21 protein-coding genes, 1 pseudogene and 1 other annotated feature are annotated in these 22,171 nt (G+C 48.6%); all 22 genes and pseudogenes read right to left on the bottom strand.

Annotation, left to right across the window (positions count from 1 at the left end; translation table 11 throughout):
* Positions 1–10: 10 nt before the first annotated feature.
* The 22 genes and pseudogenes from rplC to rlmB all read right to left on the bottom strand — a co-directional run bounded on the left by rplC (position 11) and on the right by rlmB (position 22,161).
* The gene (gene rplC / locus MHH82_RS29440; protein ID WP_009589211.1) at positions 11–634 is read right to left on the bottom strand and encodes a 50S ribosomal protein L3; all 624 of its coding nucleotides are present in this window, start codon (positions 632–634) and stop codon (positions 11–13) included.
* A 41-nt stretch (positions 635–675) separates the two neighbouring features.
* The gene (rpsJ, locus tag MHH82_RS29445) at positions 676–984 is read right to left on the bottom strand and encodes a 30S ribosomal protein S10 (protein ID WP_009589214.1); all 309 of its coding nucleotides are present in this window, start codon (positions 982–984) and stop codon (positions 676–678) included.
* Positions 985–1,176: 192 nt separating this feature from the next.
* The gene (locus MHH82_RS29450; RefSeq protein ID WP_340970188.1) at positions 1,177–1,809 is read right to left on the bottom strand and encodes a methyl-accepting chemotaxis protein; all 633 of its coding nucleotides are present in this window, start codon (positions 1,807–1,809) and stop codon (positions 1,177–1,179) included.
* A 183-nt stretch (positions 1,810–1,992) separates the two neighbouring features.
* Positions 1,993–2,444: pseudogene (locus MHH82_RS29455) on the bottom strand (protoglobin domain-containing protein); the annotation flags it as partial.
* A gap of 299 nt (positions 2,445–2,743) precedes the next feature.
* Positions 2,744–3,934, bottom strand: a complete 1,191-nt coding sequence (gene tuf, locus MHH82_RS29460) for an elongation factor Tu (RefSeq protein ID WP_009591967.1) — start codon at positions 3,932–3,934, stop codon at positions 2,744–2,746.
* Positions 3,935–4,031: 97 nt separating this feature from the next.
* On the bottom strand, positions 4,032–6,113 hold the full coding sequence (fusA, locus tag MHH82_RS29465; protein WP_015737625.1) for an elongation factor G: 2,082 nt from the start codon (positions 6,111–6,113) through the stop codon (positions 4,032–4,034).
* A gap of 48 nt (positions 6,114–6,161) precedes the next feature.
* Positions 6,162–6,632, bottom strand: coding sequence for a 30S ribosomal protein S7 (gene rpsG / locus MHH82_RS29470; RefSeq protein ID WP_006212929.1), 471 nt, complete (start codon positions 6,630–6,632; stop codon positions 6,162–6,164).
* Between the two features lie 53 nt (positions 6,633–6,685).
* Positions 6,686–7,105: a 30S ribosomal protein S12 gene (rpsL, locus tag MHH82_RS29475; protein ID WP_006212930.1), complete on the bottom strand. Its 420-nt coding sequence runs from the start codon at positions 7,103–7,105 to the stop codon at positions 6,686–6,688.
* Positions 7,106–7,245: 140 nt separating this feature from the next.
* Entirely contained in the window at positions 7,246–7,497 is a 252-nt protein-coding gene (locus MHH82_RS29480) for a ribosomal L7Ae/L30e/S12e/Gadd45 family protein (protein ID WP_015737626.1), read from the bottom strand.
* A gap of 171 nt (positions 7,498–7,668) precedes the next feature.
* Complete coding sequence (rpoC, locus tag MHH82_RS29485) at positions 7,669–11,283, bottom strand: DNA-directed RNA polymerase subunit beta' (protein WP_015737627.1); 3,615 nt, start codon at positions 11,281–11,283, stop codon at positions 7,669–7,671.
* A gap of 93 nt (positions 11,284–11,376) precedes the next feature.
* Positions 11,377–14,922 (bottom strand): DNA-directed RNA polymerase subunit beta, encoded by a 3,546-nt coding sequence (rpoB, locus tag MHH82_RS29490; protein WP_036662748.1) that lies wholly within the window; start codon positions 14,920–14,922, stop codon positions 11,377–11,379.
* 348 nt (positions 14,923–15,270) lie between these two features.
* The gene (locus MHH82_RS29495; protein WP_036662750.1) at positions 15,271–15,876 is read right to left on the bottom strand and encodes a class I SAM-dependent methyltransferase; all 606 of its coding nucleotides are present in this window, start codon (positions 15,874–15,876) and stop codon (positions 15,271–15,273) included.
* A 184-nt stretch (positions 15,877–16,060) separates the two neighbouring features.
* A complete protein-coding gene (gene rplL, locus MHH82_RS29500; protein WP_009591984.1) occupies positions 16,061–16,423 on the bottom strand; it encodes a 50S ribosomal protein L7/L12 in 363 nt (120 codons plus the stop codon).
* A 68-nt stretch (positions 16,424–16,491) separates the two neighbouring features.
* Positions 16,492–16,995 (bottom strand): 50S ribosomal protein L10, encoded by a 504-nt coding sequence (gene rplJ / locus MHH82_RS29505; RefSeq protein WP_009591975.1) that lies wholly within the window; start codon positions 16,993–16,995, stop codon positions 16,492–16,494.
* 58 nt (positions 16,996–17,053) lie between these two features.
* Positions 17,054–17,212 (bottom strand) — a sequence feature (ribosomal protein L10 leader region).
* A 69-nt stretch (positions 17,213–17,281) separates the two neighbouring features.
* Positions 17,282–17,974 (bottom strand): 50S ribosomal protein L1, encoded by a 693-nt coding sequence (gene rplA / locus MHH82_RS29510; RefSeq protein WP_009591966.1) that lies wholly within the window; start codon positions 17,972–17,974, stop codon positions 17,282–17,284.
* An 80-nt stretch (positions 17,975–18,054) separates the two neighbouring features.
* A complete protein-coding gene (gene rplK, locus MHH82_RS29515) occupies positions 18,055–18,480 on the bottom strand; it encodes a 50S ribosomal protein L11 (protein ID WP_006212938.1) in 426 nt (141 codons plus the stop codon).
* 72 nt (positions 18,481–18,552) lie between these two features.
* A complete protein-coding gene (gene nusG / locus MHH82_RS29520) occupies positions 18,553–19,086 on the bottom strand; it encodes a transcription termination/antitermination protein NusG (protein WP_006212939.1) in 534 nt (177 codons plus the stop codon).
* 21 nt (positions 19,087–19,107) lie between these two features.
* A complete protein-coding gene (gene secE / locus MHH82_RS29525) occupies positions 19,108–19,299 on the bottom strand; it encodes a preprotein translocase subunit SecE (RefSeq protein ID WP_006212940.1) in 192 nt (63 codons plus the stop codon).
* Between the two features lie 24 nt (positions 19,300–19,323).
* Positions 19,324–19,473, bottom strand: coding sequence for a 50S ribosomal protein L33 (gene rpmG / locus MHH82_RS29530; RefSeq protein ID WP_006212941.1), 150 nt, complete (start codon positions 19,471–19,473; stop codon positions 19,324–19,326).
* A gap of 561 nt (positions 19,474–20,034) precedes the next feature.
* Positions 20,035–20,655, bottom strand: coding sequence for an RNA polymerase sporulation sigma factor SigH (gene sigH / locus MHH82_RS29535; RefSeq protein WP_198031585.1), 621 nt, complete (start codon positions 20,653–20,655; stop codon positions 20,035–20,037).
* 229 nt (positions 20,656–20,884) lie between these two features.
* A complete protein-coding gene (locus MHH82_RS29540; protein WP_036662755.1) occupies positions 20,885–21,403 on the bottom strand; it encodes an NYN domain-containing protein in 519 nt (172 codons plus the stop codon).
* A gap of 5 nt (positions 21,404–21,408) precedes the next feature.
* Positions 21,409–22,161 (bottom strand): 23S rRNA (guanosine(2251)-2'-O)-methyltransferase RlmB, encoded by a 753-nt coding sequence (gene rlmB, locus MHH82_RS29545; protein WP_036662775.1) that lies wholly within the window; start codon positions 22,159–22,161, stop codon positions 21,409–21,411.
* Between the last annotated feature and the right edge of the window lie 10 nt (positions 22,162–22,171).

The raw sequence follows: 22,171 nt of genomic DNA on the forward strand, positions 1-22,171 counted from the left end.
CTTTAGGCGATTATTTCTTCACCGTTTCTTTGATTTGAACGAAACCTTTTTTAGGTCCAGGAATGGAGCCTTTAACAAGGATTACGTTACGCTCTGCGTCGACTTTAACAACTTCGAGCTTTTGGATCGTAACTGTCTCATTGCCCATGTGACCTGGCAGACGCTTTCCTTTAGGAACACGGTTTGCCTGGATCGAACCCATGGAACCTGGTCTACGGTGATAACGGGAACCGTGAGACATTGGTCCGCGGCTTTGGCCCCAACGCTTGATTACGCCTTGGAATCCTTTACCTTTGGAAATACCCGTTACGTCAACAAATTCGCCTTCTGCGAAGACATCAGCCTTCAGCTCTTGTCCAACCTCGACACTCGCGAGGTCAACACCGCGAATTTCGCGAACGTAGCGCTTAGGCGCAGTGTTTGCTTTTTTCGCATGGCCTGCTTCTGGTTTGTTAGATCTGTTCTCTTTCTTATCGGAGAAACCAACTTGGATCGCTTCGTATCCGTCGTTTTCCAGATCTTTCTTTTGAAGAACAACACAAGGACCTGCTTCGATAACCGTTACAGGAATTACAACACCCTCAGGGGTAAATACTTGAGTCATTCCGAGCTTTCTACCTAAGATACCTTTCATGTTGACACCTCTTTTCTCTTCTCTAATTCGTTATGCAATGCTTACAGTTTGATTTCGATATCTACACCGGACGGCAGGTCCAAGCGCATCAAGGCATCCACAGTTTGTGGAGTCGGGTTCACGATGTCGATCAAGCGTTTATGTGTACGCATTTCGAACTGTTCCCGAGAATCCTTATACTTGTGCACCGCACGGAGAATGGTAATTACTTGTTTCTCAGTTGGAAGCGGGATCGGACCGGATACACCAGCACCCGAACGTTTTGCTGTCTCAACAATTTTCTCAGCGGATTGATCAAGAACTCTGTGGTCGTATGCTTTCAAGCGAATACGAATTTTTTGCTTTGCCATTTTATTCCCTCCTTCTATCGCCCAATTTGGTATCGGACATACTCCGTGAAAATTTTCCAACCACCCACCTCATGGCAAAGGGGCCGGGTGTGTCGGTAACCTCTCACATCATCGCAACGTCGCAGAACAACATTCACTATTATATATAAAAGATAGGCGCATTGCAAGCACTAATTCATATTTGATATGTATTTACATTCGCTCCGTGCTTTCCTTGAAATTTTCGGCAGAAACCGCAGCTTCGGACGTGGCTTCCCGGATGCTTCCGATCGTCATGGAGAGCAGTTTCATTTCTTTCTCCGCCCTCATCATTCGATCTGCACTGGACTGTACGGACATCAGAATGCTGGAGAACAGCTTGCTGGATTCCTCGGACTGTCTCTTCCCTTGCATCGTTAGCCCTTGAACCTGGTTAATAGATTCTACCACTTCAGCCGTGATGGATCTCGACTTGGTTACGATATCTGCAATTCGGTTCACGGTCGTCCTCGTGTCCTCCGACAGGCGGCTTACCTCTTGGGCTACAACGGCAAAACCCTTTCCATGCTCTCCGGCGCGTGCTGCTTCTATGGTTGCATTTAAGGAAAGCAGCTTGATCTGGGAGGCTATTTCCTGAACACTCACCGCTATAACGGAAATCTGCTTGGAGGATTCCTGAAGTTCTTGCACCGCATGCTGCATCCCGGCCGCGCTTTGGTCAATCGCATTCATTTGATCCTCCAACTCTGCTATTTTTGCTTCACCGGCCCTTGCATCCGATATCGAGCCCTGCGTTGTGGTTGAAGTGCGTTCAAATGTATCAGCCATCTCGCTACTGCTGGTCATCAGGCGTTCTACAGCCTCATTAATATCCAGCGTCAGCCCGGATAACTCGCTAACAAAAGCAGCAATGTTCTGTTTCAGCTCTTTTCTTACCCTATCATACTGGAACTGCTTCTCACTTAAGTTTACTCTCTCGTAAGCTTCCAACACTAGCTGCTGCTCCAGGCTAAGCAACTTGGTAATCGTCGACACTAGCCGTATTTGTTGTTCTTCTCCTACAACCTCTCTATAGATCATCTTGAAGAATTCGTTCTGTAAGTTCTGGAAAGCGGACAAGTACCATTTAGGCTCAAGCCCCACGCGCTTATGCACCTCGGCAATGCGCAGCCTTTTTGCTACATAAGCTTCATTGATTTCTCCATTCCATATTTCGAGGAGATGATCGCGACAGACTGATAAAATGCTTCTGTTATCTCCTCAAGCCTCTCCTCCATTTGCGGACGGAGCTGCCTCAAAAGCTGAAGATCCCCCTCGGTTAGGCCAATCATCCGCATTTGATCATTCAGCTCGCCTAATGGTTCTTGATACACATAACGGGCCTCTTCTGAATTGCGCAGTTCTACTGCAGGCTGAACTTCATCTTCCAAACTCCTCTTCATCCATGCAAACGGACATTTCATACAGGCTGTGATCTCCATTCTATATAATAGATAGTTTCTAATTCCTTAACTGACTTCAATCAAAGATTGTAATCATACTGGAACCAAATAAATAGAATGAATCCTTGAATATATGGCATATTCTGTACAGTAAGCTTGACTAATTTTCTACATATCCTACACTTAAGGTTTTAGTTTAGCCGCAAAGATCACAGGGGGGGTATCACTACAAATAGAAAAAGAGCCCGATCCAAGGGATCAGACTCTTTTATCAGGACATCACACTGTTGCTCGTTACAATACACTGTTGCTATATGCAAGGCTGTTCGAAGCCTTAATTATTTAATGATGGAAGCAACGGAACCAGCACCTACGGTACGGCCGCCTTCACGAATGGAGAACTTAGTTCCTTCTTCGATCGCGATTGGGCTGATCAGGTTAACCGTTACAGTGATGTTATCACCAGGCATAACCATTTCAGAACCTTCTGGCAAGTTGATCACGCCAGTTACGTCCGTAGTACGGAAGTAGAACTGTGGACGGTAGCCAGTGAAGAAAGGCTTATGACGTCCGCCTTCTTCTTTGCTCAGTACGTATACTTGAGCTGTGAACTCAGTGTGTGGTTTAACGGAAGCAGGCTTAGCAAGTACTTGACCGCGCTCGATTTGAGTACGCTCAACACCACGAAGCAATGCACCGATGTTGTCACCAGCTTGTGCGGAATCCAGCAATTTACGGAACATTTCAACGCCCGTAACAACGGATTTCTTAGTTTCTTCAGCGATACCAACGATTTCGATCTCGTCACCAACTTTGATCGTACCACGCTCTACACGACCTGTAGCAACGGTACCACGACCAGTGATGGAGAATACGTCCTCGACAGGCATCAAGAAAGGCTTGTCAGTGTCACGCTCAGGCAATGGGATGTACTCGTCGATTGTTTTGAACATTTCAACGATTTTTTGTGCCCATTCGCCTTCTGGGTTTTGCAGAGCTTCACGAGCGGAACCACGAGTGATCGGAGTGTCGTCGCCTGGGAAGTCGTACTCGCTCAGAAGGTCGCGAACTTCCATTTCAACCAATTCCAAGAGCTCTTCGTCTTCAACCATGTCGCATTTGTTCAAGAATACAACGATGTAAGGAACGCCTACTTGGCGGGACAGCAGGATGTGCTCGCGAGTTTGCGGCATTGGGCCGTCAGCTGCGGATACAACCAGGATTGCTCCGTCCATTTGAGCAGCACCAGTGATCATGTTTTTAACATAGTCAGCGTGACCTGGGCAGTCAACGTGTGCGTAGTGACGAGCATCAGTTTCATACTCTACGTGGGAAGTAGAGATTGTGATACCGCGTTCGCGCTCTTCTGGAGCTTTGTCGATTTGATCGAAGGACATTGCTGCGCCACCGTAAGTTTTGGACAATACAGATGTAATTGCAGCAGTCAATGTTGTTTTACCATGGTCAACGTGACCGATAGTACCGATGTTAACATGGGGTTTCGTACGTTCGTATTTAGCCTTTGCCATTTGAACAATTCCTCCTTAAGGGGATTATATATGTTGGGCCGGAAGCGGAGTTAACGGGATGTTTGGTCCCGCCTCCTATCCAGCAGGTAAAACGTTATTATTCTCCGCCTTTGATCTTGGACACAATTTCATCGGAGATATTCTTAGGAACTTCTTCGTAGTGGGAGAGTTCCATGGAGAACACGCCGCGTCCTTGTGTACCGGAGCGAAGGGTTGTGGAGTAACCGAACATTTCGGAAAGAGGCACTTTCGCACGGATAATTTGAGTACCGCCACGGGAGTCCATACCTTCGATACGTCCACGGCGGGAGTTCAGCATACCCATTACGTCGCCCATGTATTCCTCAGGCACGGTAACTTCAACTTTCATGATTGGCTCGAGCAGGACAGGCTTACACTTGTCTTTAGCTGCTTTCAGAGCCATGGAACCAGCGATTTTAAACGCCATTTCATTGGAGTCAACATCATGGTACGAACCGTCAACGATGGTTGCTTTAACGTCAACAAGCGGGAAGCCGGCAAGTACACCGTTCTTCATTTGCTCTTCGATACCTTGTTGTGCAGGACCAATATATTCTCTTGGTACAGAACCACCGACAACCTTGCTGTCGAATTGGTTACCGCTACCAGGTTCCAGAGGTTCGAACTCAACCCATACGTGACCGTATTGACCACGACCACCGGACTGACGAACGAATTTACCTTCAACGCGAGCTGGCGCACGGAATGTTTCGCGGTAAGCTACCTGTGGTTTACCCACGTTGGTTTCTACCTTGAACTCACGACGCATACGGTCGATGATGATGTCCAAGTGAAGCTCACCCATACCTGCCAAGATCGTTTGGCCAGTTTCTTCATCGGTATGCGCGCGAAGAGTTGGATCCTCTTCCGTCAACTTACCGAGAGCCACGCCCATTTTATCTTGGTCAGCTTTTGTTTTAGGCTCAACTGCGATTTCGATAACCGGGTCAGGGAAGTTCATGGACTCCAGGATAACCGGGTTTTTCTCATCACATAGTGTATCACCTGTGCCCGTATCTTTCAAACCTACGGCAGCTGCGATATCTCCGGCGAATACTTCGGAAATTTCTTGACGGCTGTTCGCATGCATTTGAAGGATACGACCAATGCGCTCACGCTTGCCTTTTGTTGCATTCAGTACGTAAGAACCGGATTGCAGTACGCCGGAGTATACGCGGAAGAATGTCAGCTTACCAACGTAAGGGTCGGTTGCAATTTTGAATGCCAAAGCCGAGAACGGCTCTTCATCGGAAGAATGCCGAATAGCTTCAGTTCCGTCTTCAAGAGTACCCTTGATGTCTGGAACGTCAGTTGGAGCCGGCAAATAATCGATTACGGCATCAAGCATCAACTGAACGCCTTTGTTACGGTAAGAAGATCCACAGATAACCGGGAAGATCTTAACTTCGACAACACCTTTACGCAGAGCAGCTTTCAACTCAGCGATGGTGATTTCTTCACCTTCAAGATATTTCATTGTCAAGTCTTCGTCAAGTTCTGCTACCTTCTCAACCAACTCGTTGCGAAGCTCTTCCACTTGATCCTTGAATTCTGCTGGAATTTCGGTTTCTTCGATATTTTGACCGAGGTCATCCTTATACATATAAGCTTTTTCCTCGATAATATCGATGATGCCAACGAAATCGTTCTCTGCACCGATCGGAAGCTGAATTGCTACCGCATTCGCCTGCAGGCGCTCTCTCATATCTTTAACTACGTTCAAGTAGTCGGCACCGATAATATCCATTTTGTTTACGTATGCGATCCGCGGAACTCCGTAACGGTCTGCTTGTCTCCAAACAGTCTCCGACTGAGGTTCAACGCCCTCTTTCGCACTGAATACACCTACTGCCCCATCCAATACACGAAGGGAACGTTCAACTTCTACTGTGAAGTCAACGTGCCCCGGGGTGTCGATAATATTAACGCGATGACCCTTCCAAGAAGCGGTAGTCGCAGCGGACGTAATCGTGATACCGCGCTCCTGCTCCTGTTCCATCCAGTCCATTGTAGCTGCACCCTCGTGAACTTCCCCGATTTTGTGCGTACGGCCTGTATAGAACAAAATCCGCTCTGTAGTGGTCGTTTTACCAGCGTCAATATGCGCCATGATCCCGATATTACGTGTATTTTTCAAGGAGAACTCTCTTGTCGCCATGCGAATAGTCTCCCTTCAAAATTTGAAGTATAAATTAGTTGCTGAATCCTACCAACGGTAGTGAGCAAACGCTTTGTTCGCTTCAGCCATTTTGTGCGTGTCTTCACGTTTCTTAACGGAAGCGCCTGTGTTGTTGGAAGCGTCGATGATCTCAGCCGCCAAACGCTCTTCCATCGTCTTCTCACCGCGGTTGCGGGAGTAGTTTACGAGCCAACGTAATCCAAGGGATGTACGTCTCTCTGGTTTAACTTCGATCGGAACCTGGTAGTTAGCACCGCCGACACGACGAGCTTTAACTTCCAATACTGGCATGATGTTCTTGATAGCTGCTTCAAACACTTCCATCGGATCATTACCAGTACGTTCCTTGATGATGTTGAACGAATTGTAAAGGATGCTTTGAGCAACACCTCTTTTACCATCCAACATGATGCGGTTGATCAGACGAGTTACCAGTTTGCTGTTATACACCGGATCTGGCAGCACGTCTCTTTTAGTTACTGGACCTTTGCGTGGCATGGATATCCCCCTTTCTTCAGTCATGAGTCATGTTACGAAAACATGAGCATCAATTAGCTTTTTGCTTTAGGACGCTTCGTGCCGTATTTGGAACGAGCTTGCATCCGGTTGTTTACACCAGCGGTATCAAGTGCGCCGCGAACGATATGGTAACGTACACCCGGAAGGTCTTTTACCCGTCCACCGCGAACCAATACAACACTGTGCTCTTGCAAGTTATGTCCGATACCCGGAATGTAAGCCGTCACCTCAATGCGGTTCGTCAAGCGAACACGAGCATACTTACGAAGTGCGGAGTTCGGTTTTTTCGGCGTCATTGTGCCTACACGAGTGCATACACCGCGTTTTTGCGGAGCGCTCAAGTCGGTCTCCTCACGTTTCAAAGCGTTAAAACCTTTTTGAAGAGCTGGAGATTTCGATTTGTAAACTTTAGCTTGACGGCCCTTGCGAACCAGTTGGTTAATTGTTGGCATGCTAGCCACCCCCTTCCCGTATTTATCATTCAATTACAAACCCCGTTTAAGTCCACAGACCCAGGCGGTTCATAAAAGAACAAATGAAAAGTTTTTGCCGAAAGAAGTAACGTCTTCTCCAACAAAAACGATTTCTCAAATCATGATTTCAAGACAGCTACCATAGCTGCACCAACTTCAATACCGCATGCTTCTCCAAGCTCTATCATCGTGGGTACATAGTTGATATGCACGCCATTCTTATCACACTCGGATACGACTTTTGAAATCAAACGCTGGTCGCAATCTTCAGCCACATAAACCTCTGTAGCCAAACCGGATTCAACGGCCTTCATCGTTTGTTTGGTGCCAATCTTGATGTGTGCATCCTGTAATCCTTTATCATTAGACACAAGTCATTCCTCCAAAAGAACAGGGAACAAAGAAACTATTCACGCACCTTTGCTATATTAGCATCTGCCCTAATCGATGTCAAGCTATTAAATCAGAAAAAAAGAAACTTTGGGACGAGGAGGGCTTCCGCATCTTAAGACACGGAAATCTCCTCATCACCTGACTGTTTCTTAATCTATAGAAGCTGTTTCGAGTTCCTGACTTTCGTCATTCACATCATTTTGTCCCGCGAACTTCACGCTGCGATAACGGTTCATACCGGTACCTGCAGGGATCAGTTTACCAATGATAACATTCTCTTTCAGACCAAGCAGCTGATCGACTTTACCTTTAATGGCAGCGTCGGTCAACACGCGAGTTGTCTCCTGGAAGGAGGCCGCTGACAAGAACGAATCGGTTTCGAGGGAAGCTTTTGTAATCCCGAGAAGAACCGGTTTTGCAACCGCTGGTTCTTTCCCGGAAAGAATAGCGTCTTTATTCGCTGTCTCGTATTCATGCATATCCACGAAGGAGCCTGGCAGCAGGTTCGTATCTCCCGCATCAACGATACGGAATTTACGCAGCATCTGTCTGATCATAACTTCAACGTGTTTATCGTTAATTTCTACGCCTTGGTTACGGTATACGCGTTGAACTTCCTGAAGGATGTAGTTCTGCACGCCACGGATACCTTTGATGCGAAGCATTTCCTTCGGATCAATGGAACCATCGGTCAGTTCATCCCCGGCTTCAATATGCTTGCCTTCGCTTACGCGCAGACGGGAGCCATAGGTAACCGCGTAAACTTTGGTTTCAGCTTCACCTTGAATTTCGATTTCACGACGATCTTTCGTTTCACGGATCTCCTTAACTACGCCGTCGATCTCACTAATGGTCGCTTGACCTTTAGGATTACGGGCTTCAAAGAGCTCCTGGATACGCGGAAGACCTTGTGTAATATCATCACCGGCAACACCGCCTGTGTGGAACGTACGCATCGTGAGCTGTGTTCCCGGTTCGCCGATGGATTGAGCTGCGATAATACCAACCGCTTCACCAATCTCAACATGCTTACCAGTAGCCAGGTTACGGCCGTAACATTTTTTGCAGACGCCATAACGTGCACGGCAGCTCAAGATGGAACGAATTTGAAGCTTCTCAACTCCAGCTGCCACGATTTCCTCAGCTTTGTCGGAATCAATCAATTCGTTACGATTAACGATGATCTCTTTCGTTTCCGGATGACGAACGGTCTCAAATGCATAACGTCCCTCAATACGGTCGTAGAGATCCTCGATAACTTCTTTACCGTCCTGAATACGGCTAACGGTAAAGCCTTTATCCGTGCTGCACTCGTCTTCGCGAACGATGACATCCTGGGCCACGTCGACAAGTCGACGAGTCAAGTAACCGGAGTCAGCGGTACGAAGCGCTGTATCGGCAAGACCTTTACGCGCACCGTGCGTGGACAGGAAGTACTCGAGTACCGTCAGTCCTTCACGGAAGTTCGATTTGATCGGGAGTTCGATGATACGGCCCGACGGGTTCGCCATCAGACCCCGCATGCCACCGAGCTGGGTGATCTGCGATTTGTTACCCCGCGCCTTGGAATCCACCATGAGCATGATGGAGTTAAAGCGATCCATCGACTTCATGAGTACATCCGTAATATCGTCTTTGGTCTTGGACCAGATGTCGATAACGCGGTCATAACGTTCTTCGTTCGTAATCAAGCCGCGGCGATATTGGTTCGTTACCACTTTAACCTTCTCGTCGGACTCTTTCAGGATTTCATTCTTCTCGTCAGGTACGATAACGTCTGATACCGCAACGGTTACGCCTGCACGGGTAGAGTATGTGAAACCGATCTGCTTGATTTTATCCAAAATCACAGAGGTTTCCGTTGTATGGTACGTTTCGAAACAGCGCGCAATGATGGAACCCAGGTATTCCTTGCCAACGGCTCCGCTGACCGGCAGTTCCTGAATCACCTTCTGAATATCCGCGCCCTTCTCGTATACGAAATACTTCTCAGGCGTGCCTTGCAGCAGGTTCGTACGAGTCGCTTCATTGATGTATGGGAAGCTGGCAGGGAAAATCTCGTTAAAGATAATCCGGCCGATCGTCGTAATCAAAATCGCATCCTGCTGTTTGTCGGTGAAGCTGGTTTTGCCAAGGGCTTTAACCGGAATCGCTACGCGTGCATGCAGACCGGCTGCTTCACGCTGATAAGCGGAAACCGCTTCGTTCACGCTGCCCAGAATCATGCCGGTACCTTTCTCTTCCTTGTTATCCATTGTCAGATAGAAGGAACCCAGTACCATATCCTGAGACGGCGTAACAACCGGCTTACCGTCTTTCGGGTTCAAAATGTTGCCCGATGCCAGCATCAACAGACGCGCTTCAGCTTGAGCCTCAGCGGACAAAGGAACGTGAACCGCCATTTGGTCACCGTCAAAGTCAGCGTTATACGCCGTACATACGAGCGGGTGAAGACGGATCGCATGGCCCTCAACCAGAATCGGCTCAAATGCTTGAATACCGAGTCTGTGAAGCGTCGGTGCACGGTTCAGAAGAACCGGATGCTCTTTAATGACTTCCTCGAGCACATCCCATACTTCTGGACTTACACGTTCTACTTTGCGTTTCGCACTCTTGATATTATGTGCCAGGCCTTTGTTGACCAGTTCTTTCATTACGAACGGCTTGAAGAGCTCGAGCGCCATTTTCTTAGGCAGACCGCATTGGTACATTTTCAGGTAAGGACCTACGACGATAACGGAACGACCAGAGTAGTCAACCCGTTTACCGAGCAAGTTCTGACGGAAACGCCCTTGTTTACCCTTCAGCATGTGGCTGAGGGATTTAAGCGGACGGTTACCCGGACCTGTTACCGGACGGCCGCGGCGGCCGTTGTCGATCAGTGCATCGACAGCTTCCTGCAGCATGCGCTTCTCGTTTTGAACAATGATATCCGGCGCGCCGAGATCCAGCAGTCTTTTCAGACGGTTGTTCCGGTTAATAACACGGCGGTACAGATCGTTCAAGTCGGAAGTCGCAAAGCGTCCGCCATCAAGTTGAACCATCGGACGAAGCTCCGGCGGAATGACCGGCAGCACATCCATGATCATCCATTCCGGATTGTTGCCGGAGTTGCGGAACGCCTCAATCACTTCCAGGCGTTTGATCGCCCGGTTGCGGCGCTGACCTTGTGCAGTGCGAAGTTCTTCCTTAAGGAATTCAAGCTCTTTCTCAATATCAATGTCTTGAAGAAGTTTCTTGACCGCTTCAGCACCCATGCCGGCTTGGAAGCCGTAGCCGTACTTCTCACGGTAGCTGCGGTATTCCTTCTCGGACAGCAATTGCTTCTTCTCCAGCGGCGTATCTCCTGGATCGGTTACAACATAAGATGCGAAGTAAATGATCTCCTCAAGAGATCTTGGGGACATATCCAGAGCCAAACCCATGCGGCTTGGAATGCCTTTGAAATACCAAATGTGCGATACAGGAGCTGCGAGCTCAATATGGCCCATCCGTTCGCGGCGGACCTTGGCGCGCGTAACTTCAACGCCACAGCGATCGCAGACTACTCCTTTATAACGGACACGCTTATACTTACCGCAATGACATTCCCAGTCCTTCTGAGGACCGAAAATACGCTCGCAGAAGAGGCCTTCTTTCTCCGGCTTCAATGTACGGTAGTTAATCGTTTCCGGCTTCTTCACCTCTCCGCGAGACCAAGAACGGATTTTTTCCGGTGAAGCAAGACCGATTTTCATGTACTCAAAATTGTTAACGTCCAACAAGGAGCAACCCTCCTCAACCTAGTCCTATTTATGTGCTGTACGACCATAACACCACCGCCGACTAATCAGCCGACGGGGGTGAATGATTGACCGTTATTCCACTCCGACTTCAGCGCCTTCCAAGTTAAGGCTCAGTTTATCACCTTGAGCATCGTCTTCGTCATCGAGTTCTTTCATCTCGATTTCCTCTTCGTTCTCGCTCAGGATTTTAACGTCCATACCGAGAGACTGAAGCTCTTTAATCAATACCTTGAACGATTCAGGAACACCCGGTTCCGGAACGTTCTCGCCTTTGACGATCGATTCGTAGGTTTTCACCCGGCCGACCACGTCATCGGACTTGACGGTAAGAATTTCTTGCAGCGTATAGGCAGCACCGTAAGCTTCAAGCGCCCATACTTCCATCTCACCGAAGCGCTGTCCGCCGAACTGGGCTTTACCACCCAGCGGCTGCTGCGTAACGAGGGAGTATGGTCCCGTGGAACGGGCGTGAATTTTATCATCAACCATGTGCGCGAGCTTGATCATGTGCATGACGCCGACGGTAACTTCACGTTCAAAACGTTCGCCCGTCCGTCCGTCGTACAACACGGTCTTACCATTGCGCTGCATGCCTGCTTCTTCCATCGTATCAAACACGTCATACTCGCTTGCACCGTCGAATACCGGTGAAGCCACGTGAATGCCGAGCTGGAGCGCAGCCATACCCAAGTGAACCTCAAGCACCTGACCAATGTTCATCCGTGATGGAACCCCCAGAGGGTTCAACACAACTTGAACCGGCGTGCCATCCGGCAGGAACGGCATGTCTTCTTCAGGCAGAATACGGGCAACGACACCTTTGTTACCGTGACGTCCGGCCATTTTGTCGCCTTCGGAGATTTTGCGTTTCTGTGCGATGTAGACGCGAACCAATTGGTTGACGCCCGGCGGCAACTCGTCGCCGTTCTCACGCGTAAACACCTTCACGTCCACGATGATTCCGTCACTACCGTGAGGAACGCGCAGCGAGGTATCGCGCACTTCGCGAGCCTTCTCACCGAAGATCGCATGCAAGAGACGCTCCTCTGCCGTCAGCTCGGTTACGCCTTTAGGCGTTACCTTACCAACGAGAATGTCGCCAGCGCTGATTTCGGCACCGATGCGGATGATTCCGCGCTCGTCAAGGTTCTTGAGCGCTTCTTCCCCTACGTTAGGAATATCGCGCGTGATTTCCTCCGGACCAAGCTTCGTGTCACGTGCCTCGGATTCGTACTCCTCGATATGGATCGAAGTGTACACGTCCTCTTTGACCAGCTTCTCGGAGAGAAGAATCGCATCCTCGTAGTTGTAGCCTTCCCAAGTCATGAACGCAACAACGACGTTGCGGCCCAGTGCCAATTCGCCCATCTCGGTGGATGGTCCGTCAGCCAGGATGTCACCTTTTTTGATCACATCGCCGCGCTTGACGATTGGACGCTGATTGATGCATGTTCCTTGGTTCGAACGCATAAATTTGTGTAATTTATATTTAACAATATCGCCTTTGACTTCTTGTCCGTCGATATTTTCCACGCGGCGGAGCCAGATTTCGTTGGCGGATGAACGTTCAATAATCCCGTCGTATTTGGATACAATACATACACCGGAGTCTTTCGCAGACTTATGCTCCATCCCGGTTCCGACGAGCGGAGCCTTAGGAATAAGAAGCGGAACAGCCTGCCGCTGCATGTTCGATCCCATCAGCGCGCGGTTGGAGTCATCGTTCTCGAGGAACGGAATGAGCGCCGTCGCTACCGACACGACCTGCTTAGGCGATACGTCCATGTAGTCTACACGGTCGCTCGGCATTGGAAGGATGTTGTCGGATTGCTTGTTATAACGGACGATTACCATTTCGTCAGCGAAGGTACCGTCTTCGTTGAGTTCGGCGTTTGCCTGGGCAACGATGTAGTTATCCTCTTCGTCTGCAGTCAGGTAATCGATTTGGTCCGTGACTTTACCGGTCTTCGGATCCACCCAACGGTACGGAGCTTCGATGAAGCCATACTCGTTGATGCGCGCAAACGTGGACAAGGAGTTGATCAGACCGATGTTCGGTCCCTCCGGCGTCTCGATCGGACACATACGGCCATAGTGACTGTGGTGAACGTCCCGCACTTCAAAGCCTGCGCGCTCACGCGTCAAACCGCCCGGTCCGAGTGCAGACAGACGACGTTTGTGCGTCAGTTCCGCTAGCGGGTTCGTCTGATCCATGAACTGGGACAACTGGGAGCTGCCGAAGAACTCTTTGATCGATGCGATAACAGGACGGATGTTGATGAGCGCCTGCGGCGTAATCACGTTCGCATCCTGGATCGACATTCTCTCACGAACAACGCGCTCCATCCGGGACAAACCGATACGGAACTGATTCTGGAGCAATTCGCCCACGGAACGCAGACGACGGTTACCCAGGTGATCGATATCATCCGTATTGCCGATTCCATGCAGCAGGTTGATGAAGTAGCTGATGGAGGAGATGATATCCGCCTGCGTAATATGCTTCACGGATTTATCGATGTTTGCGTTCGCGATGACTTTCACGACTTTTCCGTCCTCGATCGGAGAGAATACGTCGATCGTTTGCAGCGGGATATCCTCGCTGTCCATCACGCCGCCGGCAACATGATAATTCTTGAAGCCTACGCTCTTCTCAAGGTAAGGCATAATCTCGTCCAAAAGACGACGATCTACGGTTTGACCGGCTTCCGCCACGATCTCACCCGTATCGATGTCTATCAAACTTTCTGCCAAACGTTGATTAAAGAGACGGTTCTTAATATGAAGCTTCTTGTTGATCTTGTAACGACCAACGTTAGCCAAATCATAACGCTTCGGATCGAAGAAACGGGCAACGAGAAGGCTCTTCGCATTCTCCAGTGTTGGCGGCTCGCCCGGACGAAGGCGTTCATAGATTTCAATGAGCGCTTTTTCCGTGGAGTCCGTGTTGTCTTTATCCAGCGTATTTTGAATATATTCATCATTGCCCAGAAGATCCAAAATCTCGGCATCTGTGCCAAAACCAAGTGCACGTAAAAGCACCGTTACAGGGATTTTACGGGTGCGGTCGATCCGGACATAAATAATGTCCTTCGCGTCCATCTCCAGTTCCAGCCAAGCGCCGCGGTTAGGGATAACTGTTGCAGTGTACGTCGTCTTACCGTTTTTATCCACTTTCGTGCTGAAATAGACGCTGGGAGAGCGAACCAACTGGCTGACAATAACCCGTTCGGCACCATTGATAATGAATGTTCCGGTTTCCGTCATTAACGGGAAGTCTCCCATGAACACTTCCTGCTCCTTGACCTCGCCGGTCTCCTTGTTAATGAGCCGGACTTTCACGCGGAGCGGCGCCGCATAAGTAACGTCGCGTTCTTTCGCGTCATCGACGGTGTATTTCGGTTCTCCAAGGCTGTAGTCAATGAACTCTAGCACCAAATTGCCTGTGAAATCCTGAATCGGCGAGATGTCCTGGAACATTTCGCGGAGTCCTTCCTCCAAAAACCATTCATAAGATTTTTGTTGGATTTCAATCAGGTTCGGAACTTCGAGTACCTCGTTAATACGAGCATAACTTCGCCGAGTGCGTCGACCATATTGAACAAGATGTCCTGCCAACTTAAACTCACCCCTCATGTCTACTCACTTTAAAAATTTCATTGCGAACCTCTGTTTGTAACACTATAATGGAACATACAGAGGACACTCCCATAAATAGAGAAAAGCCCTTATCGAATACCTTTTCGAAAAAAGAGCAGCTTATCCATGGTTATGATAATCATCTCATATCCTGTAGATTTGCCCAAAATGTACATATTATACGTCAATATGATCGACTTTATGCGTATTTCCGCATAATAAGTCTTGACATTTCAGCCAACTAAAGACAAAGAGACCATCCTAATACTGACATTTTATAATAATACCATACCAGCATACCCAAGTCAACAGCCTAGTCGAACTATTTTAAGAAGATTTCGTCGCTTTGAATATTCGGTACCCTTTATCCTTCGTTACTTCCTCAACCTGTTCAAATAAACTCTCCAGCTTCGCTTTTGCCGAAGGCGCACCCTGCTTCTTCTGAATCACAACCCACAACTGTCCATTCTCGCGCAGATGTTTCCACGATTCCTCGAATATGGCATGCACCGTTTCTTTTCCCGCACGAATCGGCGGATTGGTCAGAACCACATCAAATTGCTGATCCTTCACCGCCTCAAACAAGTCGCTTTCTAAGATCGTAACGTTGATTATACCGTTGCGCTTCGCATTCTCTTTGGCCAATTCGACAGCCCGGCTATTGATGTCGATCATCGTCACATGGCCTTGCGAGGCCATTCTTGCCGCCGTTAGGCCGATCGGGCCGTACCCGCACCCTACATCCAGCACTTGGGCATCCTGCCCGAAATCCATGGCGTCTATTAACACCTTGCTGCCATAATCCACGCCGCCCTTGGAGAACACGCCGGCGTCGCTGACCAAACTAAATGACTGCCCCCGAAGTTCCGTCTTTAGCTCCTTACGATCATGAGCAATCTCCGGCTGGTTTGAGTAATAATGTTGATTCGGCATCATTTCCTCCGTCTTGAATCAAATTCTGCCCGCCTAAGGCATACCGGCCTTAAGCGCTCCATTATCCCAGTATAACCTTTCCCGCGGAGAATCAGTACCTATCGAACTCCCCGCCACAATAACAAACCCCTTGAACAAATATTCAAGGGGTTTGTTTCTTGCTGACATTCATCTAGAGAAGTAATTACTTCACTTCTACGGATGCGCCTGCTTCTTCCAATTTAGCTTTAACAGCTTCAGCTTCTTCTTTAGCTACTTTTTCTTTCAATGGTTTTGGAGCGTTGTCAACCAGTTCTTTTGCTTCTTTCAAGCCAAGACCTGTGATTTCGCGAACCACTTTGATTACGTTGATTTTGGACGCGCCTGCGCTTGTCAGGATTACGTCGAATTCGGATTGCTCTGCTTCAGCAGCTGCACCAGCGCCACCTACAACAGCTACTGGAGCTGCAGCAGTTACACCAAATTCTTCTTCGATTGCTTTTACGAGATCGTTCAGTTCCAGAACAGACATACCTTTAATTGCTTCCAAGATTTGCTCTTTGCTCATTTAAGTTGAACCTCCATTTATTATTAAGATTTGATAGTTGTTGTTACACAGCTTCAGCAAGACAAGGCTTATGCGCCTTGTTCTTCCTTCTCAGCAACGGCTTTAACTGCAAGCGCGAAGTTGCGCACTGGAGCTTGAAGCACGCTGAGGAGCATGGAGAGGAGACCTTCGCGGGACGGAAGTTCTGCCAGAGCTTTGATTTCGCTCTCTCCGATTACACGGCCTTCTACTACGCCGCCTTTCAATTTCAACGCGTCGTTTTTCTTAGCAAAATCGTTGAGGATTTTTGCTGGAGCGACAGCGTCATTGGTACCAAAAGCAACAGCTGTAGGACCAGTCAGGACTTCGTCCAGATCAGTCAGCTCTGCTGCCGCAGTTGCGCGGCGAAGCAGCGTGTTTTTCAGTACTTGGAACTCGACGCCAGCTTCGCGAAGCTGCTTACGAAGTTCAGTTACTTGCGCAACGTTCAGTCCGCGATAGTCAGCAACTACTGTAGATACGCTCTCGCGCAGCTTAGCAGCAACGACATCAACCGCTTCTTGTTTCGCTTGAATCACTTTTGCGTTTGCCAATGATTACACCTCCTGGTTGTATTAGTAGCGTAAGAGCACCAAGCTCTCCGCTCTTCCTACGGGCACTAAAAAAGCCTCCGTAGAATCACGAAGGCCTGATGAATCATCATTTGGCCGGTGTAACCGGACAAATTGTTGACGTTCTATCATAACACCTCGGTAGGAAATTAAGCCTGCTTAGGGCACCTACTGTCTACGGTAAGCATATTCAACTTTAAGGGTCAGTCTCGAAGACTCACAACTGTTACATAATATCAAACTTCATTGACCAAAGTCAATGGTAATATTATCTGTAAACGGTTGTGTTCACGCGAGCGCTTGGTCCCATCGTCGAGGAAACAGCGATACCTTTCAGGTAAACACCTTTAGCAGCAGCTGGTTTCGCACGATTCAATGCATCGATGAGAGCTTTGAGGTTCTCATTCAATTGAGCTGCATCGAAAGACACTTTACCGATTGGCGCGTGAATTTGACCTGCTTTGTCCAGACGGTACTCGATTTTACCGGCTTTGATTTCTTGAACAGCCTTTGCAACATCGAATGTAACCGTACCAGCTTTAGGGTTAGGCATCAGGCCTTTACCACCGAGCAGACGGCCAAGTTTACCGACTTCACTCATCATATCAGGTGTAGCTACGCAGACATCAAACTCGAACCAGCCTTGTTGAATTTTGTTGATCATGTCTTGATCGCCAACAAAATCAGCGCCAGCCGCTTCAGCCTCTTTCGCTTTTTCACCTTTTGCAAATACCAGAACGCGTTGTGTTTTACCTGTGCCGTGAGGCAAGACAACAACACCACGAACAGCCTGGTCTTGTTTACGTGGGTCTACGCCCAAACGTACAGCCGCTTCAACAGTTTCGTCGAATTTGGCAGTTGCAGCCTTCTTCACAAGCTCTACAGCTTCCAAAGGCTCATAAGTTGCTTCGCTGTCAATCAGCTTGGCAGCTTCAACGTATTTCTTACCGTGTTTAGCCATGTTTGTTTTCCTCCTTTGTGGTGTTAGCGGAAATTCCTCCCACATAATCCGGACCTCGTCCGGTTTCAACCGAAAGACGATTAGTCTTCGATTGTGATACCCATACTACGGGCAGTACCTTCTACCATCTTCATTGCAGCTTCAACAGATGCAGCGTTCAGGTCAGGCATTTTTTGCTCAGCGATTTGACGAACAGCGTCACGCTTAACGGTAGCCACTTTCTTCTTGTTAGGCTCGCCGGATCCTTTTTCGATCTTAGCAGCCACACGAAGCAGAACAGCAGCCGGTGGAGTTTTCGTGATGAACGTAAAGGAACGATCTTCAAACACCGAAATTTCAACCGGAATGATCAGACCAGCTTGATCAGCAGTACGTGCGTTGAATTCTTTACAGAATGCCATGATGTTGACACCCGCTTGACCCAATGCAGGACCTACTGGAGGAGCCGGATTCGCTTTACCTGCAGGAATTTGCAGTTTCACAATTTTGATAACTTTTTTAGCCATGGTTGACACCTCCTTGCATCAATAGTGGTAGACGGACGCGTATTTACGCCCTCCCACAAGAAACCTGAAGAATCAGATCTTCTCCACTTGAGTATAATCCAACTCCAGCGGGGTTTCCCGTCCAAACATGTTGACGTGAACTTTCAACTTGCTCTTTTCAGCCAAAATCTCTTCCACGGAGCCCACAAAATTCGCAAAAGGACCAACCTTGATACGAACGGATTCCTTGATGTCGAATTCGATCTTCGGTTTCGGCTCTTCCATGCCCATATGCTTCAGAATCTGTTCCACTTCTTCCGGAAGCAAAGGCGTCGGTTTAGAACCGGACCCTGTCGAACCAACAAAACCGGTCACTCCTGGCGTATTGCGGACAACATACCAAGAATCATCGGTCTGAATCATTTCGACCAAGACATATCCCGGGTAAACTTTACGCATGACGGTTTTTTTCTTGCCGTCTTTGTTTACGATTTCTTCTTCCATCGGAACAAGAACGCGGAATATTTTGTCCTCCATGCCCATGGACTCGACACGTTTTTCCAAATTGGCTTTGACTTTATTCTCATACCCAGAATAGGTATGAACTACGTACCATCTTTTTTCCATATCAAGCCACCTGGGACCCTTCTAAATTATCGCTTCGATCACAGCGGAAATACCGATGTCTACAACCCAAAAATAAATCGTGACAAACACAATGGTGCCTAGAACAATGAGAGTATAGTTCGTCAGTTCTTTACGATTGGGCCAGCGAACTTTTTTAAGTTCCGCCCAGCTTTCAGAGAAAAAGGAAAACAGAGACTTGAAACCACGTTTCACGCCGACTACACCTCCAAAAGAAAACTATCTGGTTTCGCGATGAGGAGTTTGCTCGTTACAGAACTTGCAAAATTTCTTCATCTCCATGCGGTCGGGGTGATTTCGCTTGTTTTTGGTGGTTGTGTAGTTTCTTTGTTTGCAGCTTGTACAAGCCAAAGTGATAATTACCCGCATGATGTGCACCTCCCGAAGACGTCCTTCTTTGTCAGAAGAATCGATATTGATCCTAGTAGAAACAACCTTGTTCTCATCGAAACCCGGTTATTTCTGCGAGATGAATAAAACCGTTGTTCCAAAAGCTGTAACAACGATCCATTCATAAAACACGCGAATTTAGGCCTACCTAAAACACTTTATCACAAGGGTAGCGCCATTTCAAGCCTTTTTCTCTCTGATTGCGGGCTGCAATAAATGCCATTGCCAGCTAAACCAGGGAATAAGTCCCCGGCTTATTGTACACCTTCCGCTGTAAAAAACTGTGGCGTTTCACAGTCTTTGTCCATCTTGCATAGCATTTAGCCTATATCCAGTATGTTCAATCTTCCAACAGATGAAACACCAAATATTACACATTATGCGAAAATGGACATCTCTGAATTGCGTCCTATCACGTCTGCCGACAAAAGATCATGGCGGTAAAGCATGCAAAAATCCTTCACCGGCCATCCCGAAATACGATGCTGCAATTAAAAAAAGGCTCTGATTGAGCCTTCTGCTTCTTGTCCGACATTTGCTTTAATTATCCCTGACCTCCAGATAACGCTCAAGCTTTCGCTTTACCCGCTGAAGGGCATTGTCAATCGATTTCACGTGACGCCTCAAATCTACCGCGATCTCTTGATAGGAACGACCGTCCAAATAAAGCATCAAGACTTTCCGTTCCAGATCGCTTAAGATCTCTGACATCTTGTCTTCCAGGCCGACAAACTCCTCTTGATTGATGATCAGTTCCTCCGGATCGCTTACCGCTGTACCACAAATGACATCCAGCAGCGTACGGTCCGAGTCTTCGTCATAAATCGGCTTGTCCAAAGAGACATACGAATTGAGCGGAATATGCTTCTGTCTCGTAGCGGTCTTGATCGCCGTAATGATCTGCCTGGTAATGCAGAGCTCGGCAAAGGCCTTGAACGAGGACAGCTTATCCCCTTTAAAATCACGAATTGCCTTGTACAGCCCGATCATGCCTTCCTGGACGATATCCTCCCGGTCGGCGCCAATCAGAAAATAGGAACGGGCTTTAGCACGTACAAAATTCCGGTACTTATTGATCAAATACTCCAGCGCCCCGCTGTCACCCTCGCGGACCGCCTCGACAATGTCTTCATCGCTTATCACATCATACCCTGACAACATGACTTCCTTGAGGTCCACACTCAATAGAATCCCTCCGGCCCGGAACGCACGGTAGCCCGTCACTCGCTTGAAATATATGACAAGTATATATGATGTCTACTAGACCGTCAACCACGTTCTACCTAAAATAGACCGATAATAACATTTAATGTAAACTATTTCGTAGATTCATATATTGTTTCATTTTCCAAATGAGCCGACCTTTCGTCCCTCATGGTGTAAAACTGTGTTACTCCCTTCGCCAGCGCTCGAACGCCTGTCTCACATCCGGCGGCAGCTTCCCGTCAAGCGTATTTCTGCTCTTGGTATGCTCTTTCGTAATCTTCTGCTTCACTTCGCGCTCGCTCTGCTCGACCTCGCTCAGCAATTCCCGGGCGGACAGCCGGAGTGCTCCTCTAGCAAAAATGACGTGCTGCTCGATTAAATCGCTGGTCGCCACATAAATTTTGCGCCGTCGATGGCTAAACTCGCCGACAAGCCGCTCAATGCACTCATCGGCGGTTTCCTTCTCTTTCGTAAAAAACACCTGCACCTTGCCTTGCGTGTAGGATTTCCCCAAGCCGGGGACCCGGTACGCGTCAAAAATCACCACGACTCTGAGGCCTGAATACGCTTGGTAATCCGCTAATTTCTCAAGCAGCAAGTCCCGCGCTTCGTGCATGCTGCTGTTGGCAAGCTTCGCAAGATGAGGCCAGCCGCCGATCATGTTATAACCGTCGACCAGCAGCACATCCCGCCAATCGGCCATCATCGCTAACCTTGCAGGCGGCGACGGCGAAGCACTTCGTACATGACGACGCCTGCGGCAACCGAGGCGTTAAGCGAATTGATTTTTCCGGCCATCGGCAGTTTCACAAGCACATCGCATTTCTCGCGGATCAGACGCCCCATCCCTTTATTCTCATTGCCGATAACGATGGCGACCGGCCCGTCAAAAACCTCGGTATCATACAATTCCTGAACGGCATCGACCACGGTTCCGACAACCCACACGCCCATTTCCTTCAGTTGATCGATGGTTTGGCCCAGATTGGTCACTCTGGCTACAGGCACATACTCCACCGCGCCGGCCGATGTTTTGGATACCGTTGCCGTTATCTGCGCGGATCTGCGCTTAGGCAATATGACGCCGTGAGCGCCCGTGCAGTCGGCCGTTCGGAGAATCGATCCCAGATTGTGCGGATCCTCGATCTCGTCCAGAAGCAGCAGGAAAGGCGGCTCGCCTTTTTCCTCCGCGGCCTTCAGCAAATCGTCCACTTCCACATAAGCGTAGGGTGCCGCCTGGGCAACCACGCCTTGATGCTGGACTCCCGGAACCATCTGATCCAGCTTCCGTTTGTCCACATGCTGAATGACGATGCCCAGCTTCTTCGCTTCCGCGATGATCGGCAGGGTCAGATGCTTTTGCGCGTTTTCGGCAATCCATATTTTATTGATCGTGCGTCCGGATTTGAGCGCTTCCGTGACGGAATGCTTACCGGCTACTACTTCCTCTTCTTGCATCATGTAGGTCTCC

This window comes from Bacillus sp. FSL K6-6540, assembly GCF_038007545.1.